Here is a 21,215-nt window from a genome sequence, read left to right on the forward strand (position 1 = left end):
TTTAAATACCCAGCCGAAAAGCTAACCACCGCGAGAGAAAAGGAGAGGTGAGAGAGATGAAGAACCCATTCGAGAAGATGCCAACTGTCCTTACCGCTGACGAGCTCATCGATAAGGCCTTCCGAAGGGCTGAAAAAGCCGCCTCGGCATTCACCCCCAAGGGCAACAGGGTGAGCAAGGCCAGGCAGAGGGAGGAGCTCAGGGTTAGAACGGTCTCCAATGTCGTGAGGGACAACCTCAGAAAGATACTCGACAGAACGCCGGGCGTTTCGACGCTCCCCAAGTTCTACCAGGACCTGGTTGACACACTCGTCGACCGGGACCAGTTCCACCGCTCGCTGGCCCACGTCAACTGGGCAATAAAGACGATAAGGAACCTTGAGCAGAGATACGTTGAAAAGATACGCTACTCCAGAGACCCCGACGAAATAGCCAAGCTGAGAAGGCAGTTCTACGGAAGAGTTGCAGACATTATTAAGGAGATAGGAGACGACCTTGAGTACCTCAACCAGGCGAGGAACGTTCTGAAGGACCTGCCAGTCGTTGATCTCGAGCTTCCAACCGTTGTCATAGCAGGCCACCCAAACGTTGGCAAGAGCACCCTGTTGAGAGCCCTGACCAACGCGAAGCCTGAAGTTGCCAGCTACCCGTTCACCACGAAGGGCATCAACGTCGGCCAGTTCGAGGAGCACTACCTCAAGTACCAGGTCATTGATACCCCGGGACTGCTTGACAGGCCGTTAAGCGAGAGGAATGAAATCGAGAGGCAGGCAATTCTCGCTTTGAAGCACCTTGGAAGGGTGATAGTTTATATCTTCGACCCGTCGGAGTACTGCGGCTTCCCCATTGAGGAGCAGATGCACCTCTTCGATGAGATTTACGAAGAGTTCAGGGACTTCCCGTTCATAGTCGTCCTCAACAAGGTGGACATCGCCGACGAGGAGAAGATTAAGCAGGTCGAGGAGTTCGTTAGGAGTAAAGGTCTTGAGCCGCTGAGGATTTCGGCGCTGAACGGCGAGGGGCTGGAAGAATTAAAGCGGCGCGTCATAGAGCTGGTACAGCCAATGGTCGAAGAGCAGGCAAGGAAAATAATGGAGAAGGAGATAAGGAAGTTTAGGGAAGAGGAGTTTCTCTAACTTTACTTGACATCTTTCCTTGTGCTGACGCCGCAGTAGGGGCAGAACTCCAGATAGAGCGGTCTCATTGCCCCACAGTTCTCGCACTTTTCCTTCAGCTTTGCCCCACAGTTAGGACAGTGGAGGTAGTCGTCCTTGACTGGAAAGCCGCAGTTGTAGCACTTGTTCTGACCAATCCTGCGCCTGTAAACTCTCTCCCCCTTGAAGTACTCGCGCCTGAGGTAGTAAAGGGCCACAATGGAGGCACCGGCGCCGAAGAGACTCAGCCCTATGACCTGGAGGGTACTCCATATCGCCGAGAGTATCAGGTAAATCAGCAGCAGGGAAGAGTAAGCTATGAGAGATACCGTGTATATGTTCTGCCTTTTCCTGAAGAGCAGGAACGAGATTATGAAAATCGGCAGGGCGAAGAGGAGCTTTAACGCCAGGACTTTGAGCCTGTAAATCTGATACTCCCGATTGTACTCGTCCCAGATTTTTGCGTTCATCTCACCTACAAGCGCATTCAACTCTATCCACTGCCGATGAACCTCTTCATAAGCGCCTTTAGCTGCCAAATACCTCGCGTATGTCCTTTCGTAGTTCTCCTTTGCCTGAAGGTATTCCTGCCTCAGCTCCTCCGTGGCGTTGCCGCTCTCAATGGCCAGGCGGTACTCCTCACGCTTGAAGAGGTAAACCCTCTCCGCCTCAGTCAGGTTGCTCTCGGCCGCTTGATACGTTTTGAATAGCTCCCGTTCCAGGGAAATTAGCCTGCTCTGATTGTCGAGGAGCTCGTCTATTCCGTACTTGGTCTGGTAATCAGAATAGTCTGGCTCTGCAGGGATGCGTTCAAGCTCGCGAAGAAAGTTGATGCTCGCCAGAAGGAGAAACAAAACGAAAAGGGTCGCAAGTACTTTCTCAGCTCGGGAATATTCACCTTCCATAGGACACCATCATTACAAATTGGTCGCCAAACCATATAAGGGTTTGGAGCCCATGAAACTTTGGCACAAAGACATCAGAACCGAGCACCTAAAGGAAAGCTAAAAGAGTCAGCCCAAAGGAAGAAGGAGAAATCAGGCGTTCTCCTCCTTGATGAGGACGGCGTTAACGACGCCGTGCTGGCCGGGCCTGCTGGTGACAATGGCCCTGCCGATCTCAGTCTCGATAATGGCACCCTTCGTGATGATGTTCCTCCTGACGTACTGCCTGTTGGCCGGGTTCTCGACGACGTTGAGTATCTTGACCTTCTTGCCCTTACCGCCGTCGAAAACGTTCGCGTAGAGGGCCTCTATAAGGCGAACCTTCCTGTTGCCACCGTAGGTCCTTATGATCTTCTTCTTTTCCTTCTTCTCGGCGACCCTGGTGAAAGCGGGCTCTCTACCGAGCTCCCTCTTCCTCTTCTTCCTCGCGAGGATAATCCTTCCGCCCGAAGGCTTCTTGAGTGACCTTCCCTGCCAGATAGCCATTTATCTCACCTCATGAGCTTAATCTTCAACCTATCGCCACTTTGGGCGGTGCATTTATAAGCTTTTCTGGAAGGGTTTTTAAATTCTTTACCCACTTACTCTTCCAGGTGGTGGTATGGGGGCGATAGATGCCTTCTCAAGGACATTCAGCATAGTACTCGCCAACAAAAAGCTTTACCTATTCGTCCTGATAATGACGCTCATCCTCGCGCCACTGTCAGTCTACGTTATTCCCCAAGATTTTGAATACACCTACAACCAGACATCAATCCAGAGGGGCGACGTGATAGTCGAGGAGTATGGAACACCAATAGCGGGAGACGAGGCAGAGGTTATGCTCAAGCTCCTCGCTGGCCTGGCGGTTTATTTCCTTGTGAGCGTCCTTCTCAGCTCGGCCTTTCAATACGGAACAACAAAGGGAGTCCTCCAATACCTAGAGGGCGAAGACTACAGCTTAGGAGAACTTCTTAAGGACGGGTTCAAACACTTCCCCGGAGTGCTGGCAATCAACATAGTGTTCGGTCTGATCGTGGCTGTTTTCATCGGGATAGCCATCATCCCCATAGGCGTTGGCGCCCTGATAGGACTTCCAGTGGGTTGGATTTTGATTTTCCTGGGAGTGTTGCTGTTCTTCGCAGTCCTTGCCTTCTCGATAGGACTCACCTCCTTACCAGTTCCCCTCTACGTAGAAAGGAAAAACCTAGGCGCAGCCTTCGAAGCTTTTAGCCTGGTCTTCAGAAACGTCTTCTCAACAATCGGATTCGGGGTACTAATGACCATCGCGGTGATGGGCATTGTCATCATAGCGAGCCCGCTGGCCTTCATAATCCAGCTCACAGTTCCAGAGAACATAGCCCCCTACGTCTCGGCATTCGTTCAGGCCCCGCTGGATGCCCTCATGTACCTCTTCCTCTGGACTGGAGGTGTGGCCTTCTACAAGGAGCTCCAAAGAATGGAGGATATAAAAAAGGTGGACGCAGAGCTGGAAGATCTTGGTCTTGAGCTCTAATGTGTTCGCAGACTTCATTCAAACTTCTTCTCTTTTGCTGCTTTAACAAGCCCCCTGAAAACCGGCGCTGGGTTCATGGGCCTCGACTTAAACTCCGGATGGAACTGAGTGGCTATGAAGTAGCGCTTTTCTGGAAGCTCGAGTATCTCCATCCTCCTCCTATCGTCGCCAGCGATTCCACTGAAAACCATGCCAGCATCCTCAAAGCGCTCGATGTACTCCGGGTTGACCTCCCAGCGGTGCCTGTGGCGCTCGTAGATGAGTTCCTTGCCGTAGAGCTCCCTTGCGAGGGTGTTCGGCTTTATCTTGACCGGATAAGCACCGAGGCGCATGGTTCCGCCGAGCTTGTCGAGGCCCCTCTGTTCCGGCATGAGGTCAACGACGGGATAGGGTGTCTGCGGGTCGATCTCTGTCGAGTGAGCTCCCTTAAGACCGAGAACGTTCCTCGCAAATTCAACGACAGTCAGCTGGAAACCGAAGCATATGCCAAGGAAGGGTATGTCGTTCTCCCTCGCGTACCTTATCGCCATCATCTTGCCCTCAGTTCCCCTCGCCCCAAAGCCGCCGGGGACGATTATTCCGTCCACGCCTTCGAGGAGCTTAACCCCGTGCTTCTCAACGTCCTCTGCCTCTACCCAGCGGATCTTGACCTTGACGCCGTTGGCCACGCTGGAGTGCTTCAGAGCTTCCTTTATGCTGAGATACGAGTCGGAGAGCTTGACGTATTTGCCAACGATGGCTATCTCAACGGTGTCGGTGAGGGACTTGTACCTTTCCACCATCTCGCGCCAAGCATCTAGCTCGGGCTCCCTCTCAGGAAGACCGAGCCTCTTGGTGATGTACCTCGCGAGGCCCTCCTTCTCGAGCATCAGTGGAACCTCGTAGGTGTCCTCGACGTCGTAGGCGCTTATAACCGCCTCCGGCGGAACGTTGGTGAAGAGGCTTATCTTCCTCCTCGCGTCCTCTTCCAGCGGATCCTCGGAGCGCGCAACAATGGCATCTGGCTGAATACCAAGGCTTCTCAGCTCCTTGACGCTGTGCTGGGTCGGCTTCGTCTTCTGCTCGCCCACGACCCTGAGCTTGGGAACGTAGGTGACGTGGACGAAGGCGACGTTCTCTCTTCCTTCTTCAAGCTGCATCTGCCTGGCGGCCTCAAGGAACGGCATGCTTTCTATGTCTCCAACGGTTCCGCCGATTTCAACTACTACAACGTCGTAGTCCCGGGCAATGCGCCTTATGCGCTCCTTTATCTCGTTGGTGATATGGGGTATGACCTGAACCGTCGCGCCGAGGTATTCACCCTTTCTCTCCTTCTCGATGACGGCCGAGTAAACCTTGCCGGTGGTTATGTTGTGGTCAAAGGTCAGGCTGGTGTCGAGGAATCGCTCGTAGTTGCCGAGGTCAAGGTCAACTTCGCCGCCATCGTCGAGGACAAAAACCTCTCCGTGCTGGTAGGGGTTCATGGTTCCAGCGTCGTAGTTGATGTAAGGGTCTATCTTGATGTTGGTGGTTCTAAATCCGCGCGCCTTCATGAGCATTCCAAGGGAGGCGCTGGTTATACCCTTCCCGAGACCGCTAACGACACCACCCGTGACAAATATGAACTTGGCCATGGCAAAACCTCCACAAGTTATGTCGTTGGTTGATTGACGAGTGCTTAAAAGCTTTGTTTAGAAAAGGATAAAAGGCCCCCGGGACTAACTCATAAACCCCACCGAAAAAGCTTGAAGGAAACCCCGGGAATCCTCTGGTTTTGTGTAAGAACACCTATCGTCAAGAAGGTATGAACAGGAAATAAAGAACGGATTGAATTATTCAGTGTATTCAACGCCGTTTTTTCCTTCCTCTTCAGTCAGCTCCCTTATCTCATAAACCTTGAGCGGCACCTTCTTGAGGGCCTTGCCGATAACGGCCTTTGCTATCCTCTCAGCGTGCTCAATCGTCTGGGCGTTGTAGACCTTTATAGTGAGGTACATCCCGACGAGGCCAACGCTCCCAATCACAAAGGCACTCTCGAAGTGCGCCCCACAGACTGGGCACTGAGAATAACCAATCTCGACCCTAACAAAATCGAGCTTCTCCTTGTTGAGGGCCTTGGCGACCTTTGATACCGCCACGTTTATCGCATCCTCGCTCGTCTCAACGTCCCTGACTATGATGGGTGCCTCCAAAACAACTACGTAGTCTCCCATTGCTCCCACCTCTCAACCAAAAGCAAACAGTCTGTCATCTTCCCCCTTGAAGACTCCAAGCCTCACCCCAGCGTCGATAAAGCCATGTGCGTAGTTGAGGGCGGCAAAAGCCGTCACGTAGTCGCCTTTCTCGTAGTAGTATTTAGCGTCCTCAAAATAGCTCTTCGCCATAGTCAAAAAGTCATCCGCAACGCTCCTCAGGAGGCTCTTCTGGTGGACGGCTATTTCAAGCGTCCTAAGTGCCTCCTCGGTGATTCTAAAATACCTCCGGAGCTTTTCCTCGGTTATCTCTCGCTCCACCGGTCTCGCCTCACGGTTGGTAAGGAAGGAATCTTATAAACCTTATCCCATCAGCCCTTGCCTTCGGCAAGCGCTGGCGGAAAGTTTTTACTGCTCATACAACATAAAATCAGAACAGCGTGCAACTCTAATATGGCACTCCTTAACGAGTTTATCAATATAAACGGCAACTTGTAGGGTTTCATTTTTATTCTGACGTCCTTCGGGCGCCGTATTGAAGTGAAACACTGCAAAATAGCCTTTGATTGTAGAAACCACTCCTAGGAATTAGCAATTCCAAAAGCGACATACTAACTTTGATGAAACTTCGCGCAGGCGAACAAGCTTTTAGAAAAAGCTTGACCAAAAGAGTGTCCTTTTTCACAATTGCCCGAGAACAGTCATGCACTGCCCAAGGGCTTTTCTAACTAGAGTTTGTTCGAAGATGAGCGGGTAAAAAGGTTTCACATCTTATTTCAGCGCCCAAAGGGCGCTTTTTGAAAGTGAAACCCTGAAAAAGGAGCAAGTGAAACGCAAACTCTCACTAAAACTCGAAAACTTTTAGAGAAGCACCCAATCTTCCGCCAGCGCTTTCGTCAGAAAGGGCTGTTATGGTGGGCCCGCGGGGATTCGAACCCCGGACCTCCACCTTGTCAGGGTGGCGTCATAACCAGTCTAGACCACGGGCCCAACCCAAGGATGGTGGACCGGCCGGGATTTGAACCCGGGGCCTCCGCCTTGCCAAGGCGGCGCTCATACCAGGCTGAGCTACCGGCCCACTTCCCATCGACGCCGTAATCACCTACCAAGGTGGATTTATAAATTTTTTGGTCTTTTCAGATGAGCATCGAAAAGCTAATATTGGGGCTTGCAAGATTAATGATGGTGATAGCATGAACCCAGTTGAAGAAGCCCTCAAGATTAAGGAGGAGATAATCGCGTGGAGAAGGGACTTCCACATGTACCCAGAGCTCAAGTACGAGGAGGAGAGAACCTCCAAGATAGTTGAGGAGCACCTGCGCGAGTGGGGCTACAGGATCAAGCGCGTCGGCACTGGTATCATAGCAGACATAGGAGCGGGCGAAAGAACGATAGCCCTCCGCGCGGATATGGACGCTCTGCCGGTCCAGGAAGAGAACAACGTTCCCTACAAGTCGAAGATTCCAGGCAAGATGCACGCCTGCGGACACGATGCACATACCGCCATGCTCCTCGGAGCGGCCAAGATAATAGCCGAGCACAGTGAGGAGCTCAATGGAAGGGTTAGGCTCATCTTCCAGCCGGCTGAGGAAGGCGGAAACGGAGCATTGAAGATGATCGAAGGCGGAGCTCTGGATGGAGTAGATGCAATCTTCGGCTTCCATGTCTGGATGGACCTGCCGAGCGGAGTTATAGGAATACGCGATGGCCCATTCCTGGCTGGAGCTGGAATATTCAATGCCCTGATTAAGGGCAAGGGCGGCCACGGTGCCTCGCCTCACGAGACTATCGACCCAATTCCAATAGCTGCGGAAACCATACTGGCCCTCCAGACCATAGTGAGCAGGAACGTTGACCCGATAGAGAGTGGCGTCATCAGCGTTACCTCCATCTGCGGCGGGACGGCATTCAACGTGATTCCCGAGGAGGTCAAGCTTAAAGGAACGATAAGGTTCTTCAAGCCAGAGGTGGGCGAGCTAATAGTGAGGAGAATGAAGGAGATATTTGAGGGTGTAACGAAGGCCCACGGCGCTTCATACGAGCTCGACATTGAGGAGCTGACGCCGCCGACGGTGAACGATAAGAGAATGGCAGACTTTGCGAGGAAAGTGGCCGACAAATACGGCCTTACATGGGGCGAGGTCAAGCCGACGATGGGCGCAGAGGACTTCTCCTTCTATCTCCAGAAGGTTCCCGGGGTGTTTTTGGCCCTTGGCATAAGGAACGAGGAGAAGGGAATAGTCTATCCCCACCACCATCCCAAGTTCGACGTCGATGAGGAAGTTCTGCACCTCGGAACGGCAATGGAGGTCGCTCTGGCTTTCGAGTTCTTAAGGGAATGATCCATTTCCTTTTTACCCTATTGGAGATGCCTGCCGAGTATTATGTTTTCGCCAAGAACCCTGGGCTTGAGTTCCCCCAGAACGGTTTCATCAACGACGGTGCGAACCTTTTTGAACCCGATCTCCCTTGCCCGTCCCAGGATAAGGGGAAGGTCCTCCCGCCTGCCCCACAGGAACAGCGTGCCCCCATCGCCAGAGGGCAATCCCCTGAGCACGTAGTAGGACTCACCGAGCATTCCGCTCTCAAAAGGTATAACATCGTCCACACCGGCTATCCTGTCCCTGAAGGAAACGAACCAGTAGTGGTACGAGCTCTGGAACCTTCCCGCGACCATTTCGAGGGCCTTCACGTCGTCCCAAGAGAACTCGAATGTTTCAGGATCTTTCGGAGGTTCAGGGAACTTTGAAGTATCGAACTCGACGATGCTGGCCCTATAGACGACCTCTGAAACGCCTATTTTCTTGTAGAATCCGACGGCACTTGGATCGGGAGTTGCGGTGAAAAGTCTGCACCCCCTCTCCAGAGCAAGTTCCTCCAAGAACTCCACTATTGCCCGTCCAACTCCACGTTCCCTGAATTCCCTGTGAACTTCGATAACATCCAGGTGCGCTATTTTGGTAATCTCCCCATGCACGGGTTCTTCGCTTATCAGAAGTTCGGCCTCGCCAACGATCCTCCCATCTACTTCAGCCACCACTGCAATCTGCCCCTCAAGAAGGAGATTGTTTAGGTGAACCGCACAGCTCTCGATGCTCATCCAGGGGCCGCCGTGGAGATAGCGCTCGCTTACGCTCAGCTCCTCATAGTGGGCCTCCTCAACCCTTCCGCCTTCTCGTTTAAGCCACCGCTCAATTCCGGATCGGTGGACGTCAACTATTCCAGCCACGTCTTCAAGCGTCGCAATCCGCACGTTCAGGGTCGAGACCATAGCCATAAGCTCCCCTCTATTCCTTCGCGAGGTACCCGAACTTCCGGAGGATATGTACTATTCCCTCCGCCCCTCCCTCGCCGTAGGTCGCCCGCGTCACGTAGTCGGCTTCAGCTTTCAGTGTCTCCGGGGCCTGTCCAACGGCCACGCGGTAGCCAACAACGCGGAAGGCATCGAGGTCGTTCTCACCGTCGCCAACGTGAGCAACCTCTTTCGGACTTATGCCGAGAATCTCGCAGGCCTTCTCTATGCCCGTCCCCTTGTTTATCCAGGGCTTCTTGATGTGTATGGCAAAGCCGGAGTCAACAGCTATCAAGTTGAGTCCCAGCTCTTCTATGAGCCCTCTAACTTTCTCGACGGGAATCGTGCGCATTACCACGAGACCCGCCTTTCTTTCAGGCATCGAGAAGCTGAGAACGGCCTCGGGATAGCGCCTCTTTATCTCGCTCCAGAGGATCCACTCCTCGTCCATCATTGTGAGGTATATCCTCTTTCTCAAACGGCCGTCCTTTACTGAGAGGGCACCGCCATCCTCAGCCACGACCGGCCCGGTGGTCCCTATCATTATTGCCATCGCCTCGGCAAATGGTATAGAATTGCCCGTGACGAGCATGACCGGAACACCGAGGCTCTCAGCGAGCCTTATGGCCTTTAGAGCATCCTCGTGGAGCCGCCTGTCTGGATAAGTGATGGTGCCGTCTATGTCGAGAGATATGGCTTTAATCATTCTCTTCACCCTAAGGCCACTCAACGGCCACCGATAAAAGGGTTTCTTCCCATTCTTGTGGTGGCTAATGGTCCTTCATTATCTCCCTCAGGACACTCGTGGCGTAAACCCCCTTGGGCAGGAAAAAGCGGAAGCACATTCCTACGTCTGAGACATAGCCGTAGGTCAGGCCGAGGGGCCTTATGAGAAGTTCTCTCCTGCCACCGGGCTCGGCCATTGGTTTTGGGAGCCTTTTGAAGTCGTCCAGTGTTATCCCCTCGGCATCGAGCAGCTCTTCCTCAAGTCTTCCAGGAATACCTCTGGCGCGCCTCATGGCGAAGCCGAAGAGAGGGCCCGAGACCATCGCCTGACCCTTGTGGATTTTCTCATTGACGAATCCAATGTTGGTCTCAGTCACGCGGTAGGTTCTATCGCGGTAAGGTACTCCTCCCTTAACCTGGATGACAATATCACCCACAAGGGCCTCGTTAAGCGGCAGACCCTCCTCGATGCGGCGCGAGATGTAGAGGTTGAAGAGGTAGGACTGATAGGCGTGGATGAAGATGCGCATTATGGGCAACGGAAGCGAGAGAAATGCCTTTCTCCAGCTGCCGGTCTCTCGGTACCTGTACAGCATCGCCCGCTCATAGCGAAGGAACTTTGGGAACTCCTCCAGAGCCCTGTTAACGTCTCCCGTTTCCCAGAAGGTTTTCCTCGCCTCGTCCCCCTCCATGTTCCCCCCGTGGGCCCCCAGGAAAAGCCTCGCAGCGCCCTCAAAGTCGCCCTTCAGGAGGAGCTTCCCAATCAGGTGGTTCGTAACGCGCCTCTCGCCGAAGCGCTGGTAGCCGAAGTAGTTGGGGAAGCCGCCCTTAGACCGAAGCTCCCTCACTATCTCCTTCGTCCTCTCAAAGGCGCCCTCATCCACATCCCTGACGATTATCCTGAAGCGGTTGCCGAGCAAATGGCCGAGCTTTAAAGGTTTTCCGTAGCCGATGAACTTCAACTCTACATCCCTGATTTGAACGGCCTCAACCTTCTCCTTGGCCTCCCCCGGCACGCTGATGTACTGGTAGGTTACCGCGTGCCTGTCCTTTGTCCCGGCGAAGCCTATCTCCCTATGAGAAATCCCCGCGCGCTTGGCTATCTCCTTTATGGCTGCCATGGTGTCCCAGTTGCGCTTCTTGAGGAGGAAGATAGCATGCTTTTTTCCCTCGAAGATGCTCGGCAGGGGCTCCTCCATAACGATGAAGTCCTCGGGCTCAACTTTAATTCTCCCGCCTATGCCGGGCTTTTCGCTCAAATACTTAAACTGGGAGAAGAACTCGCAGTAGTCCATCTCTCACACCAGCTTCAGATGTCCCGTAACCTTGTCCACGAGCTCCTCCGGGGCAGGGCCGACCGCGAGGCATGTTATCGTTCCGGGCGGTATCTCGGTCAGGCCCGCGTCGCGTATGAGGGCCGTTGGAATACCGAGCTTCTCTGCGTGGGCCTTCAGCTCGAAGAGCTCCTTCTCGTTTTCTGCTTTAACGACGACTTTCTTTTGCCCCTCGTGGAACCAGTTTTTGAACCACTCCGGCTTCTCTTTTTGCGCCTTTATCGCCGCGGTTACGGCTCCGTGTGCCACCTGGACGGCCAACTTGCCTTTACTAAGCTTCAAATCCTTCCTTATGACCATGACCTGCTTGTACCTGAACATCTCCCATCCCGTGGAGAGTGAGAAAAGGGGCTTATAAATTTAAGGAGAGGAAAAAAGCTCAGAGCTCGACTATCTCGGAGCTTTTCTGCTCTTCTTCAGCTTTCTTGGGAAGTCCACCTGGGCGCCTGTGCTTCTTCCTCTCGAGCTTCTCCCTGAGCTTCTCGGATTCACTCCAGTACCTGTATGTCAGACCCGCGAAGACAGCGGTCAGGATTATGAAGACGATTCCAACGCCTTTCCATATGTTGGTTGTTGGGTTGTACCTCGCGGCGATGGCCTCTATCTTTTCGGCGACTGGAGCAGGATCGCTCATGTTGGCGAGAACCTGGTCGATGTACTTCGGAAGTTCCTCGGAGCTCGGATAAACCGGAACTTCCTTAACGATAACTTTCGGCGGGATGCTGTTTATAGTGACGAGGTTTCCGAACTCAGTTCTGTGCTCCCCGCCGAGCGGGTCTGCATAGAGGAGGATTGCCCTTATGCTGGTGAGGTTCTCCTTGAGGACTTTGAGATCCACCTGGACCGTCTTGGTCTCTCCCGCCTTTATGGTTCCAACATCAACCTCGGTTGGGCCATCGACGCTGCTGGGCAGGCTGAGAACGAGCGTGGCATTCTGGATGAATTCATAGTCCGGGTTCCCATCGGCAGCCTTAAGGGTGAACTTGACGCTGACTGTGTCGCCAACGTTGGCCGTGACGTAGTTGCCCCAGGTTCCGTTGTACGCTACGGCAGTAACGTCAATATCGGGGATGTTGTACACTTTAATCCCGGTTAAGACAGAGGAATAGACCGTTCTCTTCTGTCCAGTCTCGAGACTCTGCTCATCGTAGAAAGTGACCATCGCCTTTCCGATGTCAAATTCCCCGACTTTGGTCGGTTTGAGGACGTAGATAAGCGCAGGCATGTTGGTGAACGCCGGAAGCGTCTTGAGGTTCCAGGTCTTGGTCATGCTAACGAGCTCAAAGTCGCTCGGTATCGGGGCCGCGACGCTGACGTCGTAGGCGTCACCCCTACCGAGGTTCTCGACGTTTATAACGACAACCAGGTTGTCATTGAGGAGTATCTCCTTGGGAGTGGCGTCTATCTTGGCAATGACGTTGGCCTGCCTGAGTATCGGAGTTACCTGGGCACCAACGGGAGCGTAAATCCTGATGATGGCCCGCTTGTAATCCGGCTCGACACTCTGGACGGAAAGCTTGAGCGGGGCGCTGGGGGCATCCTTTGGAACGTCTCCAACCTCCAGGAACATCGTTCCAAGGCTCTGGTCGCCCTTGAAGATCTCGACTTTGGCAACATCTGGGATTGTTGAGAGTAACTTGACGTAGTAAGTGGTGTTGTCCACGGTTATCGGCAGCTTCTCATTGACGTAGAGGATGTCGTTGTAGACGAGAACCGTCTCAACGGGAGTTGTCGAGGGAGTTGTCTCTTCTCCTTCCCTTATTATCTTGAAGTCTGTTGAGGCCACTCTGGGGACGTAGACGTCTACTACTGCCGGACCGTCACTGGTGGTGTTCAGGAGCTGGATGTAAACGTAGTTCGAGTAAGAGTAAACGTCACCGAGCTTGTACCTGACGCTTCCACCGGCACCTTCGGTTATCACGAGGGTCTGGGTCTCGCCATATGGGAGGGTCACGAGGAACGTAGCCTGAGTGTCGGACGCGGAGGTAAGTTTTATGCTTATCTGGGGGAAGCCCTCTGGCAGGGTTACGCTCTCCCCAACGTTCAGGCTGTGGCCTGAGAGGAGCTTCTGAAGTGGAGACTGGATCTCAAGAAGGACTGTCTTGGTGTCTGACCTAATCCATGTCACGGAAACGTTCAGGTACTGGTTGTCTGCTGAAGGATAAACGAACGATTCGCCCTGCCCCACAACGTAGAGCTTTTCTCCGTCGGGCCCGTTAACCTGGAAGCTCAGCCTGCTCCAGTACATATCAACGTCAATGAACTGTATCTCAAACGGGCCCAGAACTGCCTTGTCTTTCAGTCCCAGGGAGACTCCTGTGATGCTCGCGTACTCGGGCACCGTCGCGGATTTTACTAAGTGCACCATAGGTGTCAGGGAGAGAAGCAGCAGACCCAACAGGATTAAAGTGATAGCCTTTTTCATATTTCCAGCCTCCAAAGAGTAGTCAACTAATCACCAAAAGGAAAAGGTAGTATAAAGGCGTTACGGTGTGAGCCTTCTTCTGTCCCTCGGGAAGAGTATGACTTCCCTGATGTTATTCAGGTCAAGCATCTGCTTGATGAGCCTCTCGGCTCCAAGTCCGAAGCCTCCATGTGGTGGCATGCCGTAGCGGAAGGCCTTGAGGTAGAACTCGAAGCTCTCCGGGTTCAGTCCCTTCTCCCTTATCTGCTCAACGAGGACATCTACCCTGTGCTCCCTCTGGCCGCCCGAGGTTATCTCGACACCGCGGTATTCGAGGTCGAATGCACGGCAGATCTCTGGCTTATCATCATATTTCATTATGTAGAATGGCTTGGCCTCGCTCGGATAGCGGTAGAGGAAGTAGATCGGCGCGTTCTCGTTCTCGAGCATGTACTTTCCGAGGAGCCTCTCGCCTTCAGTGTCTATGTCCTCGCCCCAGGGAATCTCCTTGCCAAGATCCGCTAGGATTTCAAGGGCATCATCGTAGGTGACGCGCCTGAATGGAGTCTTGACTTCCTCCAGCTCGAAGCCAAGGGTCTGGAGCTCCTTTTCGTTGTGCTCGCGGATGTAGTTGACGGTGTGAGCCACAAGCCTTTCGAGGAGCTCCATTACCTCCCCCTCGTTCTCGATGAATGCTATCTCGGCATCTATGCTCCAGGCCTCGTTGAGGTGCCTCGTCGTGTTGTGTTCCTCGGCTCTGAAAATCGGGGCGATTTCATAAACGCGGTCGAGGCCACTAGCCATCATTATCTGCTTGTAGAGCTGCGGGCTCTGGGCGAGGAAGGCGTCCTTCTCGAAGTACTTCATTGGGAAGAGCTCGGTGCCGCCCTCCGTTGCCGTGGCTATTATCTTTGGCGTGTGGATTTCTACGAAGCCCTCGCTGTGGAAGAAGTCCCTGACGGCATTGAAGAGGCTTGAGCGTATCTTGAATATCGCCATTACCTCCGGCCTTCTGACGTCCATAAAGCGGTTGTCAAGGCGAGTGTCCAGCTCCGCCTTGACTTTTCCCGTCGGGTCGAGCGGGAGCGGGCTCTGGGCCCTGCTTAGGACCTCGAGCTTCTCGGGGAGAATTTCGAAGCCGAGCTTGGCCTTTGGCGTGAAGTTCACGATGCCCTCAACAGCTATTACGTCCTCACTGTTAAGCTTGGGTATGAGCTTGAATATCTCGGGGTCAACCTTCTTCTTGGGTGCGGTTATCTGGACTATACCTTCTCTGTCCCTTATCCAAAGGAACTTTATTCCACCGAGGTCCTTAACTTCCCAGACCCAGCCGGCAACTTTAACCTTCTGGCCGTTTAACTCCTCGGTTATCTGACTCGAATAGTGCGTCCTGTACATCTCCACAACCTCCATAAGAAAAAAGAAGTCAGATGAAGTCCATTTTAACTTCCTCCCCAACTATCTGGGAGAGTATGCTCTCGAGCACCTCGGCCTTTTCTGGGAGCTTCTTTCTGTCCCTGCCGAGGACGAGGACCTTGTAGTAGGTTCCTCCTCCAGGCTTGTAGACGATATTAACACCGAAGACGCTCGCTGGGTAGAGCAGGTCGGTGGCGAGCTTCTTGACGTCGTCGGTTCCCTTCACTTCAACGCTCTCGATGACCCTTATCCTCTTTCCGAGCTCCCTCATGAGGGCCTTGATGTTCTTGCCGCCCTTTCCGATGGTTATCGGCACGTCGCCCTCTCCGACCATAATTATTATAAGGTCTCCAGCCTCGACGGCCCTCTTGAACTCAATATCAACGTCGCCAATAAGCTTGTAGAGGAGTCTCGCAACGGTAACGTCAAGCTCGGAGATAACCCCCTCCTGAAGTTTTTTCTCGTCAGCCGGGCACAGAATGTCGTCGGTCTTCAAACACACCTCACAGATTGGTGCCTTCATCTCCTCACCTCCCCTTGCCTGAAGAATGACCTTGAAGGGCTAAACCTTAATTCCGAGGGTTGTTTAAAAACCTTATTATGGAAGAAAAGGCTAGAAGGGAGTTCAGATTTCTCCCTCTATCTCGCGCCTTATGCGCTCTATGAACTCCACGGTAAAGCGGTGCCGCTCTTCCGCCATCTTTCTGGCGGTTTCGGTATACATGAGGTCTTTCAGCTTGAGTATCTTCTCCTCGAAGTGTTCCAGTGATGCATCTATATCCCTGCCGTGCTCGCCGGAATACATGAAGACCCTAGCAATGCCTATCGCGCCTATTGCGTCGAGCTTGTCAGCATCACTCAGAATTTTAGCCTCCAGGGTTCTTGGTTCCGGACCGCGGGAGAAGCGGTGGGCTTCTATGGCATGGACAACGGCTTCAACCTTTTCCTCCGGATAGCCCAAGCTCCTCAGGTAGTGCCTCGCTATCCTCGCCCCCTCGGCAGCGTGATCCTCGACCTTTCCGGCGCTCTCGAGGGGCCTCGCAACGTCATGAAGGAGGGCCGCCAGGGCCAGAATCTCTAAATCGGCACCTTCCTCTCTGCCTATGTGCATGCACAGGTTGAAAACGCGCTCTACGTGGCTGAAGCCATGCGTCCCTTCGCGTTCGAAGAAGTGCTCCGCAAACTCCCTCGTGCGTTCTATGAGCTTGAGGCTCTCTTCATCGGTTATGAAATTATCCAGCTTCATTCCACCACCTAAAGGGCCTCATTAACGATTGCCTTTAAAAGCTCAACGATTCTTTCATGAACCTCAGCGCTTATTCCATCAACGCTTTGAGAGCGGGTCTTTGAGACGCCATCTATGAGGCCTCCCTTAGCGAGCACTCCAATGATCCCGCGCTCGTTCCAGTTTTCCAAGAGGTTCTTTCCTACCTCAAAGGAAGCCTGGGCCAGCAATCCGTAGGCACCCCAGTTGGAGACGGCAGAAACTATAAGCTCGTCCGTCTCGACGGTGCTCGCTATCCTTTCGCCGTGAGAAACGTACTTTGCAACCAACTCCCTGATTTTCCCCATGCCTATCTCGTTGCCGCCGTCGCCTATGCCTATGGTCGGGATTCCCAGACTCCTAGCTTCAATGAATACCCCATCAAGTGGCTCTCTCTTTATCTCCATAGCGCTCATAGAATAGTATTTGCCATCAGCCGCTCTTCCTGGAGTCTCAACGCTGATTATGAGGGAGTAATCACTCGGCTCTGGAACTCTTGCGAAGGATACCCCGAATGGCTCAAGGACCATCTCGACTTCTGGATACGTTAAAATCTCCGCCTTTCCACCCAGCATCTCAACAGCCCTGTAAAGCGCCAGCGCTCCCGGCGGCCCATCAGTTTCAGCTAGCATCATGGGGGGAATCGGAAAGCCAGTAACGATGAGAACCCTCTCGATGTTGTCTAAAAACAGCTTTGCAGAATTATGTAAAAAATTAAAGTTCTCCTTACGATATTCGAGGTAGACACTCAGGATGCCCCTGTCACCTATATCCGTATTTATTAGATGGGCTATCATCTCTCATTCCTCAACTTCGTAGACGACCACTCGAACCTTCTTACCCTTCAATGCCTCCTTAAGCTTCCACCAGAGCTCCGTCGGTTCCTCGATCCTGTGCGTCAGCTCGTCGCCGTTCTCGAGCTGCACCTTCTTCTCGGCATACTTAACAAAAACACCCTCCGCATTGAATATCTCCCTCATTTTTCACCACCCAAGACTTTTCTCAGCTCATAAAGGGTTCTTATCTCATAATCGGGCATATTGTAGCCCCTATCCCCGTTGCGGTTTATCCACACGGCGGTCATGCCGATGTTTTTGGCACCGTAAACGTCCTGTGAAAGGGAATCCCCGACCATAACGGCCTCCTTGGGTTCAACACCAAGCTTTTCGAGGGCATGGAGAAAGATCTCGGGTTCAGGTTTTATTGTCCCAACGTCATCCCTGGTGACGACAACGTCGAAGTACTCCAAAAGGCCGACGAGCTTGAGCTTAAGCCGCTGATAGGAAGGCCCACTCGTCACGACACCGAGCTTGTAGCCAGCCTCCCTCAGCCATTCGAGGGTAGGAACAGTGTCAGGATAAATCACGAGCTTGTGGAAATACCTCTCAAGAAGTTCTTCATATTTCAGATCAAGGTCAAAGAGCCTGAAGAAGAAGTTCCAGTCGTGCCAGTCGTATGTATCACGCCTACCTAGTACCTCTGCTAGGAAGCGCTCTCTCGCCTCGTCCTTGCTGATTCCCATCTTTTTGGAGAGCCTATCGTAGACCTGCGGGAGGAAGAGCATTACGAGGGGCTTCTCCGTCAGTATCGTCCCATCGATGTCGAACAGAACGGCCTCCATTTTACCACCTCTTAACGAGAAGTGCCAGTATCTCGACCTCGTTCTTTAGGCTCTCCTCCATGATGACACCCCAGATGATGTCCTTCTCTTGTAGTATCTCCTGGAAGCGCTCGAGTACCTCATGGGCATCCTTGAGGGGGAACTCCTTCCCGACGAGGATTCCAATCAGTCCCCTGTCCCAGAGGCCCCAGTGCCAGCTGAAGTCCACCCTGTTGAGGAGGCGCAGTATTCCAACGTTCCCTCCGCGTATCATGTTGAACAGGTCTGCATAGTCTATGTTAACCAGCATCTGGGTCTCAAGGTAGTAGTAGAGCTTGGAGAACATCTCGGCGATGTTCTCGGAGGCCCTGCTGAAGGCTAGTGATAAGGAATCGCTCTCCCTGAGGAAGTCCCAGAGGGAATCATAGAACACGGTCTCAAACGGCTCGGCCCATTCGGGCTTCTTTCCGGTAACCAGCTCCTTTCTTGGAGTCAGGACATAGGCAAGCTTTATGGTATCGCTCGGAGCACTCTCAACGATTATCTCCAGGAGTTCGTGATTTACTTCCTTGTCCTCGAACACAAGCCACAGGAAAGTGTTCTCTGGAAGGCTTGAGAAGAAGCTTCTGAGTCTTTCCTTATACTTCTCCGATCGGGGAAGAAGGTAGTAGGCAGGATTAACCGTTACCTTCACAATTCCATCGGCGCGTATGCTGTTTGTTATCCTCGCGCCCATGTTTCCTATTCCAACAAAAATGTGGGTAAAAGACGGCATAGCGACCCCTTACTCAAGGGTCGCATGCTTCTTCTTCATATCCTTTTCGGTCTTCTGGAAGGTAGCCATGAGGAGGGCTATGACGCCGTCGAGGAATATCATGGTGGAGTCCTCAAAGAGCGTGCCCATGGGGGCTATCCACTTGTACTTGGTAAGCATCTGGCGCGCTATGTAGTCCGTCGGTATGTCGGCTTTCGTCCTTCCAGGAATCTCAACGACGACATCCGAGAGCTTTCCAAGGGTCGAGTTGGCGTAGGAGGTTATGGCGACAACCTTTCCGCCCTGCTTCTTGGCTATTTCCGCGGCATCGACGATGCTCTTGGTCTCGCCTGAACCGCTGATGGCTATGAGCAGGTCTCCCGGTTCAAAGGCAGGCGTTATGGTCTCTCCAACGACGTAGACGTTGAAGTCGAGGTGCATGAGGCGCATTGCAAAGGCCTTGCCGACCAAACCGCTCCTTCCTGCACCGTAGATGAATATCTTGTTGGCCCCTATCATGGCATCGACGAAGCCCCTGACCTGCTCAAGCCTGATGCTCTCAGCAACTTGGTTGATGTGCTCGAGGATATCGGTCATGGCCTTCCTGATGGTCATCATGTACTCTCCCCAGAAGAGGTCGATTATCTTCCTAGTGACGTCCTCCGGGTCTTTCGCTTTGGTTATGGCTCCACCAACTATGATTATCGTCGCACCGAGCTCTATGACCTTTGGAATGGTTTCGAGGTTCAAGCCACCGGCAACGGCAACTGGAACGCTGACGGCCTTGACGACCTTCTCAAGATCCTCCAGCGGACTCTTGCCCTGGACCTGCTCGTCTATTCCTGTGTGGACGAGTATGTAGTGAACACCCATCTTCTCGAGTTCCTTGGCACGTTTGACCTTGTCCTTCACGCCAATTAAATCAACCATGATCCTGATTCCATATCTTCTGGCCACCTCAACTGCATCCTTGATGGTCTTATCATCGGCAACGCCGAGGATAGAAACGACGTCGGCACCGTGCCTTGCTGCCATCTCTACCTCCAAGGCTCCGGTGTCCATGGTTTTTAAATCGGCGACAATTTTCCTGTCTGGGAAGCGTCTCTTGAGAAGCTCCACTGCCCTCATGCCCTCCTTCTTGATGAGGGGAGTTCCAACCTCAAGCCAGTGAGCGCCACCCCTAGCGGCCTTCTCGGCGATAGAAATTGCCTGTTCAATGTCGGTTAAGTCTAAAGCAACCTGAAGTATCATCTCCTCGCCTCCAAGGAGTTTTCGTTTTAACCTCATCAGGCTACTTTTTAAACTTTGGCGTTGAAATTTGACATAATTTTGTCGAAGGGCTTCACCAAGATTTAAAAAGAAGAGGACTAATTTTCGACGGGTGGAATCATGGTCACGTTCATCCCTTTCGGCGAAAAGCCCAACCGGGACGGCGTTCTCTACGTTCTGCAGCTGCTCAGACGGAACAAGCTCATAGAGGACTACATGATAGTTGAATCGAGCAGGGTTGAGCTTTTAGCGGAGCGCATTCCTCAAGACCGGGCCTACATCGTCGGTGAGCACCTGGCAACCTACGGCATAGTGGAAAAGCTCAGGCCAAACTCGCTTCTCAGCATAGACGGCCACACAGACTTGATGCACGACTACCTCGACCACGGCTCCTGGCTCGCTTACACCCTCGAGGAACGCCTAGTTAACAGGGCCGTCGTCCTCGCACCAGTCCTCATGATCCCGACCACCGAGAGAACTCAGCTCTGGACGAGGCGCGTGAAGATTTTCCCCGCACTGCTCAGGAGCAGGAAGGTGCGCGGAAAGTGGAAGGCCTACAAAAACCTCCAGACTAATTCCCTCGACGAGATACTGGCCGAAATTAAAAAGTACCTCGGCGAGGAGATATATCTAACGGTCGATATGGACGTTCTCAGGCCAGAATACAAGATAGCCCGCTTCCAGCACGGGGAGCTCACGCTGGAGGAGCTCCTGGAAATCCTCGAGGAGATAAAGAAAAACTTTAAGATAAGGGCCTTTGACATGGCCGAAGTTTCTGATAGAATTAGACGCTCCCGCCTAGGAAAGAAGGCCTTCGTGGAGGTCTTCCAGCTCCTGATGGGGTGAAGAGGATGGCACTGAAGGGCCCTACAGAAGAAGAGATAAGAACGATCCTCATGCCCCTCATGCTTTCGGGAGCCAAGATGCTCGACAAGCACTGCCCTAGGTGCGGCTCGCCTCTCTTCGAGAAGGATGACAAGGTGTTCTGTCCAATCTGCGAGCACAGGGCCAGGCAAAGGAAGGCCGAGATGAGGGGAATTGAGGAACGGTTAATGGAGAAGCTAACCGAACTCGCCAACTCGCTTCCCGAGGATTTAACCGAGCTCGAGAAACACTTAAGTGTCATGGAAAAAATAATAGGGCTGCTGGAGAGATACAAAAGGCTGGAGGGAGGAGAATGAAGAACGTCAGGGTTATGAAGGCTCTGGAGGAAGGCCCCAAGACCATCGAGGAGATAGTCGAGGCAACTAAACTTCCAAAGATGGAAGTCAGGCGCTACCTGCTCCGCTTTTTGGAGCAGGGAAAGGTCGAAAGCTATCAAAAGAACGGGAAGCTCTTCTGGAAGATTAAGGAGAAAGACGAAAAAGAGGAAGAGTTCAAGTACGTTTAGGC

The 21,215-nt window shown here is 52.9% G+C and carries 24 protein-coding genes and 2 tRNA genes; 6 read left to right on the plus strand and 20 right to left on the minus strand.

Features of this window, described 5'->3' with window-relative positions; all coding sequences use genetic code 11:
• Nucleotides 1–56: 56 nt before the first annotated feature.
• Nucleotides 57–1,136, plus strand: coding sequence for an NOG1 family protein (locus tag E3E23_RS02525; protein WP_167906130.1), 1,080 nt, complete (start codon nucleotides 57–59; stop codon nucleotides 1,134–1,136).
• A gap of 2 nt (nucleotides 1,137–1,138) precedes the next feature.
• Here E3E23_RS02525 and E3E23_RS02530 read toward each other — a convergent pair whose 3' ends face one another.
• Nucleotides 1,139–2,059 (minus strand): zinc ribbon domain-containing protein, encoded by a 921-nt coding sequence (locus tag E3E23_RS02530; protein ID WP_167906131.1) that lies wholly within the window; start codon nucleotides 2,057–2,059, stop codon nucleotides 1,139–1,141.
• A gap of 132 nt (nucleotides 2,060–2,191) precedes the next feature.
• Complete coding sequence (locus tag E3E23_RS02535) at nucleotides 2,192–2,584, minus strand: 30S ribosomal protein S8e (RefSeq protein ID WP_167906132.1); 393 nt, start codon at nucleotides 2,582–2,584, stop codon at nucleotides 2,192–2,194.
• 115 nt (nucleotides 2,585–2,699) lie between these two features.
• On the opposite strand from E3E23_RS02535, the gene E3E23_RS02540 reads away from it, so the two are divergent.
• Nucleotides 2,700–3,593 (plus strand): hypothetical protein, encoded by an 894-nt coding sequence (locus tag E3E23_RS02540; protein WP_167906133.1) that lies wholly within the window; start codon nucleotides 2,700–2,702, stop codon nucleotides 3,591–3,593.
• 14 nt (nucleotides 3,594–3,607) lie between these two features.
• On the opposite strand, the gene pyrG is transcribed toward E3E23_RS02540, so the two are convergent.
• The 5 genes from pyrG to E3E23_RS02565 form a co-directional block, all read right to left on the minus strand.
• Nucleotides 3,608–5,206, minus strand: a complete 1,599-nt coding sequence (gene pyrG / locus E3E23_RS02545; protein ID WP_167906134.1) for a glutamine hydrolyzing CTP synthase — start codon at nucleotides 5,204–5,206, stop codon at nucleotides 3,608–3,610.
• Between the two features lie 198 nt (nucleotides 5,207–5,404).
• Nucleotides 5,405–5,785, minus strand: a complete 381-nt coding sequence (locus tag E3E23_RS02550) for a DUF555 domain-containing protein (RefSeq protein WP_167906135.1) — start codon at nucleotides 5,783–5,785, stop codon at nucleotides 5,405–5,407.
• 12 nt (nucleotides 5,786–5,797) lie between these two features.
• Nucleotides 5,798–6,085: a DUF357 domain-containing protein gene (locus E3E23_RS02555; RefSeq protein WP_167906136.1), complete on the minus strand. Its 288-nt coding sequence runs from the start codon at nucleotides 6,083–6,085 to the stop codon at nucleotides 5,798–5,800.
• A gap of 591 nt (nucleotides 6,086–6,676) precedes the next feature.
• Nucleotides 6,677–6,754: transfer RNA gene (locus E3E23_RS02560), tRNA-Val, on the minus strand.
• 10 nt (nucleotides 6,755–6,764) lie between these two features.
• Nucleotides 6,765–6,842 (minus strand) — tRNA-Ala (locus tag E3E23_RS02565).
• A gap of 115 nt (nucleotides 6,843–6,957) precedes the next feature.
• Between E3E23_RS02565 and E3E23_RS02570 the strand changes: the two genes are divergently transcribed.
• On the plus strand, nucleotides 6,958–8,106 hold the full coding sequence (locus E3E23_RS02570) for a M20 family metallopeptidase (protein WP_167906137.1): 1,149 nt from the start codon (nucleotides 6,958–6,960) through the stop codon (nucleotides 8,104–8,106).
• A gap of 17 nt (nucleotides 8,107–8,123) precedes the next feature.
• On the opposite strand, the gene E3E23_RS02575 is transcribed toward E3E23_RS02570, so the two are convergent.
• The 13 genes from E3E23_RS02575 to hxlAB form a co-directional block, all read right to left on the minus strand.
• Nucleotides 8,124–9,041, minus strand: coding sequence for a GNAT family N-acetyltransferase (locus tag E3E23_RS02575; RefSeq protein ID WP_240920721.1), 918 nt, complete (start codon nucleotides 9,039–9,041; stop codon nucleotides 8,124–8,126).
• A gap of 10 nt (nucleotides 9,042–9,051) precedes the next feature.
• Nucleotides 9,052–9,762, minus strand: coding sequence for a phosphoglycolate phosphatase (locus E3E23_RS02580; protein ID WP_167906626.1), 711 nt, complete (start codon nucleotides 9,760–9,762; stop codon nucleotides 9,052–9,054).
• Between the two features lie 64 nt (nucleotides 9,763–9,826).
• Entirely contained in the window at nucleotides 9,827–11,077 is a 1,251-nt protein-coding gene (truD, locus tag E3E23_RS02585; RefSeq protein WP_167906138.1) for a tRNA pseudouridine(13) synthase TruD, read from the minus strand.
• Nucleotides 11,078–11,080: 3 nt separating this feature from the next.
• Nucleotides 11,081–11,437 (minus strand): peptidyl-tRNA hydrolase Pth2, encoded by a 357-nt coding sequence (gene pth2, locus E3E23_RS02590; RefSeq protein WP_167906139.1) that lies wholly within the window; start codon nucleotides 11,435–11,437, stop codon nucleotides 11,081–11,083.
• 58 nt (nucleotides 11,438–11,495) lie between these two features.
• Nucleotides 11,496–13,541 carry a hypothetical protein gene (locus E3E23_RS02595; RefSeq protein WP_167906140.1) on the minus strand — a complete coding sequence of 682 codons (2,046 nt, stop codon included), beginning with the start codon at nucleotides 13,539–13,541 and terminating at the stop codon, nucleotides 11,496–11,498.
• 60 nt (nucleotides 13,542–13,601) lie between these two features.
• Entirely contained in the window at nucleotides 13,602–14,918 is a 1,317-nt protein-coding gene (aspS, locus tag E3E23_RS02600; protein WP_167906141.1) for an aspartate--tRNA(Asn) ligase, read from the minus strand.
• A 28-nt stretch (nucleotides 14,919–14,946) separates the two neighbouring features.
• The gene (locus E3E23_RS02605; protein ID WP_167906142.1) at nucleotides 14,947–15,459 is read right to left on the minus strand and encodes a KH domain-containing protein; all 513 of its coding nucleotides are present in this window, start codon (nucleotides 15,457–15,459) and stop codon (nucleotides 14,947–14,949) included.
• A 102-nt stretch (nucleotides 15,460–15,561) separates the two neighbouring features.
• Entirely contained in the window at nucleotides 15,562–16,182 is a 621-nt protein-coding gene (locus E3E23_RS02610) for an HD domain-containing protein (RefSeq protein WP_167906143.1), read from the minus strand.
• A gap of 8 nt (nucleotides 16,183–16,190) precedes the next feature.
• A complete protein-coding gene (locus E3E23_RS02615) occupies nucleotides 16,191–16,997 on the minus strand; it encodes a glutamate cyclase domain-containing protein (RefSeq protein WP_167906144.1) in 807 nt (268 codons plus the stop codon).
• 3 nt (nucleotides 16,998–17,000) lie between these two features.
• Complete coding sequence (locus E3E23_RS02620) at nucleotides 17,001–17,180, minus strand: hypothetical protein (protein WP_167906145.1); 180 nt, start codon at nucleotides 17,178–17,180, stop codon at nucleotides 17,001–17,003.
• Entirely contained in the window at nucleotides 17,177–17,821 is a 645-nt protein-coding gene (locus tag E3E23_RS02625; protein ID WP_167906146.1) for a TIGR02253 family HAD-type hydrolase, read from the minus strand. The genes E3E23_RS02620 and E3E23_RS02625 overlap by 4 nt, the downstream gene beginning before the upstream one ends.
• Before the next feature lies 1 nt (nucleotide 17,822).
• Complete coding sequence (locus E3E23_RS02630; RefSeq protein ID WP_167906147.1) at nucleotides 17,823–18,575, minus strand: hypothetical protein; 753 nt, start codon at nucleotides 18,573–18,575, stop codon at nucleotides 17,823–17,825.
• 9 nt (nucleotides 18,576–18,584) lie between these two features.
• On the minus strand, nucleotides 18,585–19,805 hold the full coding sequence (gene hxlAB, locus E3E23_RS02635; RefSeq protein WP_167906629.1) for a bifunctional 3-hexulose-6-phosphate synthase/6-phospho-3-hexuloisomerase: 1,221 nt from the start codon (nucleotides 19,803–19,805) through the stop codon (nucleotides 18,585–18,587).
• Between the two features lie 138 nt (nucleotides 19,806–19,943).
• Here hxlAB and E3E23_RS02640 point away from each other — a divergent pair, with 138 nt between their 5' ends.
• From E3E23_RS02640 to E3E23_RS02650, 3 genes are read left to right on the plus strand one after another with little or no spacing between them, the layout of a single operon-like run.
• Entirely contained in the window at nucleotides 19,944–20,669 is a 726-nt protein-coding gene (locus E3E23_RS02640; RefSeq protein WP_167906148.1) for an arginase family protein, read from the plus strand.
• A 5-nt stretch (nucleotides 20,670–20,674) separates the two neighbouring features.
• Nucleotides 20,675–21,004 (plus strand): Sjogren's syndrome/scleroderma autoantigen 1 family protein, encoded by a 330-nt coding sequence (locus E3E23_RS02645; protein WP_167906149.1) that lies wholly within the window; start codon nucleotides 20,675–20,677, stop codon nucleotides 21,002–21,004.
• On the plus strand, nucleotides 21,001–21,213 hold the full coding sequence (locus tag E3E23_RS02650; protein WP_068666338.1) for an ArsR family transcriptional regulator: 213 nt from the start codon (nucleotides 21,001–21,003) through the stop codon (nucleotides 21,211–21,213). Before E3E23_RS02645 ends, E3E23_RS02650 begins: the two co-directional genes overlap by 4 nt.
• The last annotated feature ends 2 nt before the right edge of the window (nucleotides 21,214–21,215 follow it).

The sequence above is a fragment of the Thermococcus sp. CX2 genome, assembly GCF_012027555.1.
Classification (GTDB): Archaea; Methanobacteriota_B; Thermococci; order Thermococcales; family Thermococcaceae; genus Thermococcus.